This is a genomic window from Streptomyces himastatinicus ATCC 53653, from assembly GCF_000158915.1.
Taxonomy (GTDB): Bacteria; Actinomycetota; Actinomycetes; order Streptomycetales; family Streptomycetaceae; genus Streptomyces; species Streptomyces himastatinicus.
The window spans coordinates 567,787-579,520 of sequence record NZ_GG657754.1 but is presented as its reverse complement, the minus strand read 5'-3'; the positions used below and the strand labels follow the sequence as shown (position 1 = coordinate 579,520).

At 70.0% G+C, this 11,734-nt stretch carries 3 protein-coding genes; all 3 read left to right on the top strand.

The annotated features are described in order from the left end of the window. Positions 1-18: 18 nt before the first annotated feature. Positions 19-4,647 (top strand): type I polyketide synthase, encoded by a 4,629-nt coding sequence (locus tag SSOG_RS02365; protein WP_009712595.1) that lies wholly within the window; start codon positions 19-21, stop codon positions 4,645-4,647. 27 nt (positions 4,648-4,674) lie between these two features. Further along, entirely contained in the window at positions 4,675-8,274 is a 3,600-nt protein-coding gene (locus SSOG_RS02360) for a type I polyketide synthase (protein ID WP_425385458.1), read from the top strand. Beyond that, a partial coding sequence (locus SSOG_RS53120) for an SDR family NAD(P)-dependent oxidoreductase (RefSeq protein WP_425385403.1) occupies positions 8,165-11,734 on the top strand: 3,570 nt, incomplete at its 3' end. The genes SSOG_RS02360 and SSOG_RS53120, both read left to right, overlap by 110 nt.

The window sequence follows — 11,734 nt, the reverse complement described above, 5'->3', positions numbered from 1 at the left end:
GGTCCGTCGCAGCAGCGGGTGATCCGGCAGGCGCTCGCCGCCGCGCGGATATCGCCGTCCGACGTGGACGCGGTCGAGGCGCACGGCACCGGTACCACGCTCGGCGACCCGATCGAGGCGCAGGCGCTGCTCGCGACCTACGGGCAGGGGCGCGATGGCGCCGAGCCGCTGTGGCTGGGCTCGGTGAAGTCGAACATCGGGCACAGTCAGGCCGCGGCCGGCGCGGCCGGGCTGATCAAGATGGTGATGGCGCTGCGCGAGCAGCGGCTGCCGCGAACGCTGCACGCGGACGAACCCTCGTCGCATGTCGATTGGGGCTCCGGTGCGGTCGAGCTGCTGACCGAGGCCCGTGCGTGGCCGCGCGGTGAGCGGCCACGTCGGGCGGGTGTCTCGTCGTTCGGCATCAGTGGGACCAACGCGCACGTCATCATCGAGGAGGCCGAGGAAGCTCCCGCGATCGAACCGGCCATGGGCGGCGAGCGGCCGACCGCGGAGCCGGCCGTCGTGCCGTGGGTGCTCTCCGGCCGGACCGCGGAAGCCTTGCGCGCGCAGGCTGGGCAGCTGGCGGCCTTCCTCGACGAGCAGGACGCCGCGCCCGCCGATATCGGGTGGTCTTTGGCGACGACCCGCGCGGCGCTGGAACACCGGGCAGTGGTGCTCGGCACCGACTTCGCCACCCTGCACTCGGGCGTGGCCGCGCTGGCCGATGGTGATGCCTCCGTGGTGTCCGGTGTGGCGGCCGAGGGGCGTACAGCGTGGATGTTCACCGGCCAGGGCAGCCAGCGGCCCGGCATGGGCCGCGAGCTGTACGGCCAGTTCCCGGTGTTCGCGCGGGTCCTGGACGAGGCGTGTGGACATCTGGACGCCGAGTTGGCGGGTGGGCCGGGCTTCGGCGTTCCGGTGCGGGAGGTGTTGTTCGCGGCGGAGGGTTCGGCGGAGGCGGCTCTGCTGGAGGGGACCGGGTATGCGCAGTCGGCGTTGTTCGCGGTGCAGGTGGCGTTGGTGGAGTTGCTGCGGTCGTGGGGTGTGGTGCCGGATGTGGTGCTGGGCCATTCGGTGGGTGAGTTCGTGGCGGCGTATGTGGCGGGTGTGTTCGGGCTGGGGGATGCCGCGCGGTTGGTGGCGGGTCGTGCGCGGTTGATGCAGGGGCTGCCTTCGGGTGGTGCGATGGCGGCGCTCGAGGGCGCCGAGTCCGAGGTCACCGACATCCTCGGCGGGCTTGCTGAAGGGGAGCGGGCCACGGTCGCGGCGGTGAACGGCCCCACGTCGGTGGTGGTGTCCGGTGACGAGGACGTGGTCGAGCGGGTGATGGCGGTGGCGCGGGAGCGGGGCGGTCGAGTGTCGCGGCTGCGCGTCAGCCACGCTTTCCACTCGCCGTTGATGGAGCCGATGCTCGCGGAGTTCGCCGACATCGCCGCGAGGGTCACCTACCGGCAGCCGGTGCTCACAGCGGTCAGCACCGTCACCGGTCAACCGCTCGCAGATCCTGACTGGACGACCCCCGCCTACTGGGTCCGCCAGGTGCGCGAGCCGGTCCGCTTCCATGAAGCGCTCCGGACCGCCGTCGGCGAGCAGGGCGCAACCCGACTGCTCGAAATCGGTGCGGACCCCGTGCTGACCGCGCTCGCGCGGTCCGAAGGGTCCACTGCGGTTTCGGTGCTGCGCAAGGGGCGCGACGAGGCCGAGACCGTGCTGACCGCCGTGGCCGAGATGTTCGTACGGGGCGGCAAGGTGGACTGGTCCGCCGTCTTCGCCGGGACCGTTGCGCGGCGAGTGGATCTGCCGACGTATGCGTTTCAGCGGCAGCGTTTTTGGATGGGGGCTGTCCGGCCGGGTATCGATGCGAGCGGCTTGGGTCTGGGTGTGGCGGGGCATCCGTTGTTGGGTGCTTCGGTTGCGGTGGCGGGTTCGGATGCGGTGCTGTTGACGTCGCGGTTGTCGGTGCGGTCGCATCCGTGGCTGGCTGATCACGTGGTGGCGGGTTCGGTGTTGGTGCCGGGTACGGCCTTCGTTGAGCTTGCGGTGCAGGCGGGTGACCGGGTCGGGTGTGACCGTGTGGAGGAGCTGACCTTGCAGGCGCCGCTGGTCCTTCCGGAGGACGGCGCTGTTCAGGTGCAGCTCGGCATTGACGCGCCGGAGCCCGGCGAGGAGCGGCGTTCGCTGCGCGTGTACTCGCGCCCGGACGGTGCCTCGGCCGACCGGCCGTGGACGTTGCACGCCACTGGCACTGTCACGGCCGAGCCTGTCGTCGCCGACTGGGATCTGAGTGTGTGGCCGCCTGCCGGTGCGGAACCGGTTGCGCTGGAGGGGCTGTATGAGCGGCTGGCCGGTGCGGGGTTGGTCTACGGGTCGGCGTTCCGGGGCTTGCGGGACGTGTGGGTGAGTGGCGGCGAGGTGTTCGTGGAGGCGGCCTTGCCGGAGGAGGTGGCTGCGGAGGCGTCGGCGTATGGTGTGCATCCGGCGCTGCTGGACACGGTGCTGCACGCGCTCGGGCTCCAGACTCCGGAGGTTGAGGGCGCGATGCTGCCGTTCCTCTGGTCCGGCGTGTCGCTGTCCGCCGTCGGTGTCTCGGCCGTACGGGTGCGACTGTCACCGCGAGGATCCGGCGAGTACAGGCTGCGCGTGGCCGACGCCGCTGGTCAGCCGGTGGCCGACATCGACTCGCTGGTGCTGCGACCGGTTACCGCAGCAGACCTCGCCCGGGCGGGTTCTGCGCCCATGGAGGATCTGTTCCGGCTGGACTGGGTTTCCGCGCCGGCTCCGGCCGAGCCGGGCGACCTCGGCGACTGGGCCGTCCTCGGCACGGATGCGCAGGCCGAGGACGGGTGGCGTGCCGCCGGTGTCGCGGTGACGAACTACCAGGACTTGGGAGCGCTGACCGCTGCCGTGGCCGGGGGCGCTTCGGTTCCCGGCACGGTGGTCCTGCCGGTGGTGGCGAATCCTGGTGATCTCATTGGTGGGGTTGCTGGTGTGCTGGCGGCGATGCGGACGTGGCTGGCTGAGAAGTGTCTGGAGGATTCGCGCCTGGTGGTGTCGACCACGGGTGCGGTCGCGCTGGATGCTGCCGCCGACGCGAGTGAGCTGGATCTCGCGAGTGCGGGCGTGTGGGGTTTGGTGCGGTCGGCGATCAGCGAGCACCCGGGCCGATTCGCGCTGGCCGATGTGGATGGCGAGCCGGACTCCTACCGGGCTCTGGCGGCGTACGCGGCCGAATCCGACGAGAGCCAGTTCGCGGTGCGCGATGGGCGGGTCCGCCTGCCCCGGATCGTACGGATGACCGTTCCCGCCGCGGACGAGGACGTCCCGGCGACACGCTGGGACAAGGGCACGGTGCTGGTCACTGGTGGTACGGGTGGTTTGGGTGCGGTGGTGGCTCGGCATCTGGTGGTCGTGCATGGTGTTCGTGATCTGCTGCTGCTTTCGCGGCGTGGTGTCGGGGCGCCGGGTGCGGAGGAGTTGCGTGATGAGTTGGCCGGGCTGGGTGCGCGGGTGACGATTGCTGCTTGTGATGTGAGTGATCGGGCGGCGTTGGCTGGTGTCCTCGATACGGTGCCGGAGGATGCGCCCCTTACGGGCATCGTGCACACCGCTGGTGTGCTGGATGACGGGGTGGTCGCTGATCTGACGCCGGAGCGGTTGGCTCGGGTGCTTGCGGCGAAGGCGGAGTCGGCGGTGCATCTGCACGAGTTGACGGCTGAGGGTGATCTTGACGCGTTCGTGTTGTTCTCCTCTTTTGCGGGTGTGGTGGGGAGTGCGGGTCAGTCGGCGTATGCGGCGGGTAATGCGGTGTTGGATGCGTTGGCGGTGTCGCGGCGGGCGCAGGGGCTGGCTGGTGTGTCGTTGGCGTGGGGGATGTGGGAGCAGGCCGAGGGTATGGGGGGTCGTCTGGGTGTAGCGGACGTGGACCGTCTTCGGCGTCAGGGGTTCCCGCCGCTGTCCACGCGGGACGGGCTCGCGCTGCTGGATACCGCATTGCAGGTCAACGAGCCGGTCGCGTTGCCGGTCGCGCTGCGGACCAGTGCGTTCGCCGGGCAGCGGGACACGCTGCCCAGCGTGTTGCGCGACCTTGCGCCGGCCACCGAGCAGCGGCGCTCCTTCGGCCGTGCCGCGGCCGCCGACGACTCGGGGCTGGCCCACCGCCTGAAGGAGCTTTCGCCCGCCGAGCGGGACCGGATGCTGCTCGACATCGTGCAGACTTCTGTCGCCGCCGTCCTCGGATACACCTCGCCCGGATCGATCGATCCGACGCGCGCGTTCAAGGAACTCGGCTTCGACTCGCTGACCGCGGTGGACCTGCGCAACCGGCTCAGCTCCGCCACCGCCCTGCAGCTGCCCGCCACCATCATCTTCGATCACCCGACGGTCCTGTCCCTGCGGGACTACCTGCGGGCGGAGTTGGTGCCGGAGGACGACGGTGGCGCCGGATACCTCTTCGGGGAACTCGAAAAACTCCAGTCGGTTCTTGCCGAGACGGTGCCCACCGATGAGGCCGTCCGCGCCGAAGTCGGCAGCAAGCTACAGAGGCTGCTGGCTGTATGGGCCGAGAGCGACGGCGGCCCGGAGATCCGGGCGGGCGCCGAGGGGATCGAGGACGCGACCGACGACGAGCTGTTCTCGCTGATGGACAGCAAGCCATGGGCGAACTGAGCCCCCTGGCTCAGGCTTCAACTCTATCTGAAGGATAAGGAACGCATGGCGAACGAAGACAAGCTCCGGGAATATCTCAAGCGCGCGATCGCCGATGCTCGGGATGCTCACCTTCGCCTGAGTGAAGCCGAAGCGAAAGCCCACGAGCCCATCGCGATCGTGGGCATGGGATGCCGGTACCCGGGCGGGGTGGCCTCGCCGGAGGATCTGTGGCAGCTGGTCAGCTCGGCGGGGGACGGGATCACCCCGTTCCCCACCGATCGCGGCTGGGACCTCGAGACCCTCTTCGACCCCGACACGGACCGCCCGGGCACCTCGCACGTACACGAGGGCGGGTTTCTGCACGACGCGGCTGAGTTCGACGCCGAGTTGTTCGGCATCTCCCCGCGCGAGGCCCTCGCCATGGACCCGCAGCAGCGGCTGCTGCTGGAGACCTCGTGGGAGGCCCTGGAACGGGCGGGGATCAACCCCCACTCGCTGCGCGGCTCGGCTACCGGCGTCTTCGCGGGCCTGATGTACCACGACTACGCGTCGCGCCTGAGCGGCGTGCCCAAGGACGTCGAGGGCTTCCTCGCCAACGGCAACGCGGGCAGCGTCTTCTCCGGCCGCATCTCGTACGTGTTCGGGTTCGAGGGGCCCGCGGTGACACTCGACACCGCCTGCTCATCCTCGCTGGTCTCCCTGCACCTTGCCTGCCACGCGCTACGGACCGGCGAGTGCGGGATCGCGCTCGCCGGTGGCGTCACCGTGATGGCCGCCCCGACGACGTTCGTGGAGTTCTCCCGGCAGCGTGGCCTCGCTGCCGACGGCCGGTGCAAGCCGTTCGCGGAGGCCGCGGACGGCACCGCCTGGGCCGAGGGCGCCGGCGTGCTCGTACTGGAGCGGCTGTCCGAGGCACAGCGGCTGGGCCACCAGGTGCTCGCGGTGATCAGCGGCAGCGCCGTCAACCAGGACGGCGCCTCGAACGGGCTGAGCGCGCCGAACGGTCCGTCGCAGCAGCGCGTGATCCGCCAGGCGTTGAAGGCCGCGCGGATCCCGGCGTCCGAAGTGGACGTCGTCGAGGCGCACGGCACCGGAACCCGGCTCGGCGATCCCATCGAAGCCCAGGCGCTGCTCGCGACCTACGGCCAGGGGCGCGAGGGCGCCGAGCCGCTGTGGCTGGGCTCGGTGAAGTCGAACTTCGGACACACCCAGGCCGCCGCAGGCGTCGCCGGCGTCATCAAGATGGTGATGGCCCTGCGCGCCGGGGAACTGCCCCGGACCCTGCACGTGGGTGAGCCCTCGTCGCACGTCGACTGGGACGCGGGCTCGGTGCGCCTGCTGACCGAAGAACGCCCCTGGCCCCGCGCCGACCATCCTCGTCGCGCGGGGATTTCTTCGTTCGGTATCAGTGGTACCAACGCCCATGTCATCCTCGAGGAACCTCCTGCCGCGTCAGGCGGTGACAGTGGTGACGGTGACGGCCAAGAGAACGGCACCGCCTCTGGCGAGGCCACGACGGACCTGTCGGCGATGCCGGTGGTGCCGTGGGTGCTGTCCGGCCGGAACGCCCAATCGGTGCGGGCACAGACCGAACGCCTGGCGGCCTTCCTCGGCGAGCGGGACCACTCCCCGGTCGACGTCGGCTTCTCGTTGGCGACTACGCGGGCGGTCCTGGAGCACCGGACCGTGGTGCTGGGCACGGACGGGGCGGCGCCGCTGACCGGCCTGACAGACCCGGCCGGTGGCGACGCCGTGATATCCGGCGCGGTGACCGACGGCCGAACGGGTTGGATGTTCACCGGTCAGGGCAGCCAGCGACTGGGTATGGGCCGTGGGCTGTACGACCGGTTCCCGGTGTTCGCGCGGGTCCTGGATGAGGTGTGCGGCCACCTGGAAGCCGAGCTGGCGGGCGGGCCGGGCTTCGGCGTTCCGGTGCGGGAGGTGTTGTTCGCGGCGGAGGGTTCGGCGGAGGCGGTTCTGCTGGAGGGGACCGGGTATGCGCAGTCGGCGTTGTTCGCGGTGCAGGTGGCGTTGGTGGAGTTGCTGCGGTCGTGGGGCATGGGTCCGGATGTGGTGCTGGGCCACTCGATCGGCGAGTTCGTCGCGGCGTATGTGGCGGGTGTGTTCGGGCTGGGGGATGCCGCGCGGTTGGTGGCGGGTCGTGCGCGGTTGATGCAGGGGCTGCCTTCGGGTGGTGCGATGGCGGCGGTCGAGGGCACCGAGTCCGAGGTCACCGACATCCTCGGCGGGGTTCCTGAAGGGGAGCGGGCCACGGTCGCGGCGGTCAACGGGCCGACCGCGGTGGTCGTCTCCGGCGACGAGGACGCGGTCGAGCGGGTGATGGCGGTCGCGCGGGAGCGGGGTCGGCGGGTGTCGCGGCTGCGGGTGAGCCATGCCTTCCACTCGCCGTTGATGGAGCCGATGCTGGCGGAGTTCGCCGAGATCGCTGCGGGTGTCGCCTACCGGCAGCCGGTGCTTCCGGCCGTCAGCACGGTCAGCGGGCAACTGGTCGGCGCGGCGGACTGGGCGACCCCGGAGTACTGGGTGCGCCAGATCCACGAGCCGGTCCGGTTCCACCGGGCTCTGGAGACCACCACGACCGAACAGGGCGTAACCCGGCTCCTGGAGATCGGACCCGACCCGGTGCTGACCGCGCTGGCCCAGACCGCCGTCGACAGTATGGTGGCGTCGACATTGCGGAAGGGGCGCGGCGAGCCCGAGACCGTCCTGTCGGCGGTCGCGGAGATGTTCGTACGCGGCTCGCAGGTCGACTGGCCCGCCATGTTCGCCGGGACCGGTGCGCGACGGGTGGATCTGCCGACGTACGCCTTCCAGCGGCAGCGGTACTGGCTGGATGCCGCGCGGCCGGTCACTGACGCGCGGGGGCTGGGCCTGGGCGTCGCGGAGCATCCGTTGTTGGGTGCGGCGGTGTCGGTCGCGGGTTCGGATGCGGTGTTGTTGACGTCGCGGTTGTCGGTGCGGTCGCATCCGTGGCTGGCTGATCATGTGGTGGCGGGTTCGGTGTTGGTGCCGGGCACTGCGTTCGTTGAGCTTGCGGTGCAGGCGGGTGACCGGGTCGGGTGTGACCGGGTGGAGGAGTTGACCTTGCAGGCGCCGTTGGTCCTTCCGGAGGACGGTGCTGTTCAGGTGCAGCTGAGCATCGACGGCGCCGAGGACGGCCGTCGGGCGCTGTGGGTTTACTCGCGCCCGGAGGAGGCGGGTGCCGAGCAGCCGTGGACTGTGCATGCTACGGGTGTTCTTGTTGCTGGGGTTCCTGCTGGTGGGTGGGATTTGCGGGTGTGGCCGCCGGTGGGTGCGGAGGCGGTTGTGGTGGATGGGTTGTATGAGCGGTTGTCGGGTGCGGGGTTGGCGTATGGTCCGGCGTTCCGTGGTCTGCGGGAGGTGTGGAAGCAGGGCGAGGACCTGTTGGTGGAGGCCGCTCTGCCGGAGGCGGTCGCGGAGGACGGGGCCGGGTTCGGTTTGCATCCGGCGCTGCTGGACACGGTGCTGCACGCCCTGGGACTCCAGGAACCGGATGCCGGTGCGGACACGGCTTTTGCTGCCATTCATGTGGTCGGGTGTGTCGCTGTCCGCCGTGGGCGCCTCCGCCGTGCGGGTACGTCTGTCTCCACGAGGCACAGGTGAGGTGGCGCTGCGGGTGGCCGATGCCGCAGGTGACCCGGTCGCCGAGGTGGCGTCGCTGGTGCTGCGCCCGGTCTCGGTCACCGAGCTGAGCGCGTCCGCCTCTGCCACGGCGGAGAGTCTGTTCCGGCTGGAGTGGTTTCCTGCGCCGGTGGCGCGGTCCGAGGACTGTGGGGAGTCTGCAGGTTGGGCGGTGCTTGGTGATGTCGAGTCGCATGGGTGGCAGGGTGCCGGTGTTCCGGTGACCTCCTACGACGGTCTTGCGGGTTTGGTCGCCGCTGTTGATGGTGGTGCCACGGTGCCTGAGACGGTCGTGCTTCCGGTGGCGTGTGGTGGCGCCGGTGTCGGTGATGTGGTGGCGGGTGTTCTGGGTGTGGTGCGTGGGTGGTTGGCTGAGGAGCGTTTTGCGAAGGCACGCCTGGTGGTGTTGACGTCGGGTGCGGTGGAGGTGGCCTCGGCCGAGGATGGTGCTCGCGATGTGCTGGATCTCGCGGGTGCTGGGGTGTGGGGTCTGGTGCGTTCGGCGATCAGTGAGCATCCGGGCCGGTTCGTACTGGCTGATGTCGATGGGGAGGAGGCTTCTTTCCAGGCGCTTGCCGGGGCTCTGGGGGAGGGGCAGTTTGCGGTGCGCGGGGGTGCGGTGTGGTTGCCGCGGCTGGTGCGGATGGCTTCGGGTGGGGTGTTGGAGCCTCCGGTGGGTGTGGGTTCGGCATGGCGGTTGGACATGGTGGCCAAGGGCCAGTTGGACGGTGTCGCGCTGGTGCCGGAGGAACCCCGGGCGCTGGGCCCCGGTCAGGTGCGGGTTGGTGTGCGTGCGGCGGGGGTCAATTTCCGTGATGTGCTGAATGTGCTGGGCATGTATCCGGGGGACGCTGGTCGGCTCGGGCATGAAGGTGCCGGGGTTGTGGTGGAGGTCGGTCCTGGGGTGGCGGACTTCGCTGTGGGTGACCGGGTGATGGGTCTGCTGGACGGCGGGTTCGGGCCGTCGGCGGTGGCGGATGCGCGGATGTTGGTGCGTATGCCGAGTGGTTGGTCGTTCGAGCAGGCGGCGTCGGTGCCGGTGGTGTTCCTGACGGCGTATTACGCGTTGGTGGATCTGGCGGGGCTGGGGGCGGGTGAGTCGGTGTTGGTTCATGCCGCTGCCGGCGGTGTGGGTATGGCGGCGGTGCAGTTGGCTCAGCATCTGGGTGCGGAGGTGTTCGCGACGGCGAGTCAGGCCAAGTGGCCGACTCTTCGCGGGCTGGATGTTGCGGCCGATCGTATTGCTTCGTCGCGTACGACGGAGTTCGAGCAGGTCTTCTCTCGGGCGACTGAGGGCGCTGGGGTGCATGTCGTACTGGATTGCCTGGCGGGGGAGTTCGTGGATGCGTCGTTGCGGTTGACGCGGCCGGGTGGCCGGTTCGTGGAGATGGGCAAGACCGATATCCGCGACGCGGACGAGGTCGCCGCCGCGTATCCGGGTGTCTCGTATCAGGCGTTTGACGTGATGGATGCGGGTCCTGAGCGGATCGGGGAGATGCTGGGGGCGCTGCTGGAGTTGTTCGAGAGCGGTGCGCTGCGGCCGATTCCGGTCACGGCGTGGGACATCGCGCGGGCTCCGGAGGCGTTGCGGTTCCTGGGGCAGGCCAAGCATGTCGGGAAGGTCGTGCTCACCGTTCCTGCTCCGTGGCGTGAGGGTGGCACGGTGCTGGTCACTGGTGGTACGGGTGGTTTGGGTGCGGTGGTGGCTCGGCATCTGGTGGTCGTGCATGGTGTTCGTGATCTGCTGCTGCTTTCGCGGCGTGGTGTCGGGGCGCCGGGTGCGGAGGAGTTGCGTGATGAGCTGGTCGGGCTGGGTGCGCGGGTGGCGATTGCTGCTTGTGATGTGAGTGATCGGGCGGCGTTGGCTGGTGTGCTGGATGCGGTGCCGGAGGATGCACCGCTTATGGGCGTTGTGCATGCCGCTGGTGTGCTGGATGACGGGTTGGTCGCTGATTTGACGCCGGAGCGGTTGGGTCGGGTGCTTGCGGCGAAGGCGGAGTCGGCGGTGCATTTGCACGAGTTGACGGCTGACCGTGATCTGGATGCGTTCGTGTTGTTCTCCTCTTTCGCGGGTGTGGTGGGGAGTGCGGGTCAGTCGGCGTATGCGGCGGGTAATGCGGTGTTGGATGCGTTGGCGGTGTCGCGGCGGGCGCAGGGGCTGGCTGGTGTGTCGTTGGCGTGGGGGATGTGGGAGCAGGCCGAGGGTATGGGGGGTCGTCTGGGTGTAGCGGACGTGGATCGTCTTCGGCGTCAGGGGTTCCCGCCGCTGTCCACGCGGGACGGGCTCGCGCTGCTGGATACCGCTTTGCAGGTCAATGAGCCCGTTGCGGTGCCGGTCGCGTTGCGGACCGCGTCTCTGGCTGGGATCCGGGACAGTCTGCCGGGTGTGCTGCAGGCGCTGGTCCCGGCCGCCCCGCAGCAGCGCCGCACCGCAGGCCGGTCCGCCACTGGCAGTGGCAGCGCGCTGGCCCGGCGTCTGCTCGGGCTGTCCGCGGATGAGCAGGAACGCATGCTGATGGATCTGGTGCAGACGTCGGTCGCCGGGGTACTCGGACATGCTTCCGCCGCGGCAGTCGACCCAACCAGGGCGTTCAAGGATCTGGGTTTCGACTCGCTGACCGCGGTGGACCTGCGCAACCGGCTCGGCTCCGCCACTGCCCTGCAACTGCCCGCCACGATCGTCTTCGACCATCCCACGCCTGCTTCCCTCGCCGGGTATCTGCGTGAGGAACTGCTCGGCGTGGTCGAGGAGCAGGCGGTGGAAGATCGCCCCGCTGTGCGTGCGGGCGCTGTCGATGAGCCGGTCGCGATCGTTGGCATGGGCTGCCGTTACCCGGGTGGTGTGACGTCGCCGGAGACGCTGTGGGAGTTGGTGGATTCCGGTGGTGACGGGATGTCGCCGCTGCCGGTGGACCGTGGCTGGGACACGCGGGTGCTGGACGACATCGCGGCCGTCGGGGGTTTCGTCGAGGACGCCACGGAGTTCGATGCGGAGCTGTTCGGGATCTCCCCGCGTGAGGCGCTGGCGATGGATCCGCAGCAGCGGCTGTTGCTGGAGACCTCGTGGGAGGCCCTGGAACGGGCGGGCATCGACCCGTTGTCCCTGCGCGGTTCCCAGACCGGCGTGTTCGCGGGTGTGTCGGCCAACGGCTACGCCAGTGGCCAGGAGGACGACCCGGATACGGAGACCGAGGGGTATCTGCTCACCGGCAGCACGCCGAGCGTCGCATCGGGCCGGTTGTCGTACGTGCTGGGCCTGGAGGGCCCGGCGGTGTCGGTGGACACGGCGTGCTCGTCCGCGTCGGTCGCCCTGCACCTGGCGTGCCAGGCGCTGCGCGCGGGCGAGTGCGAGATGGCACTCGCCGGGGGCGCCACCGTGATGGCCACGCCAGGCATCTTCGTGGAGTTCGCCCGTCAGGGCGGGCTGGCCGGGGACGGCCGG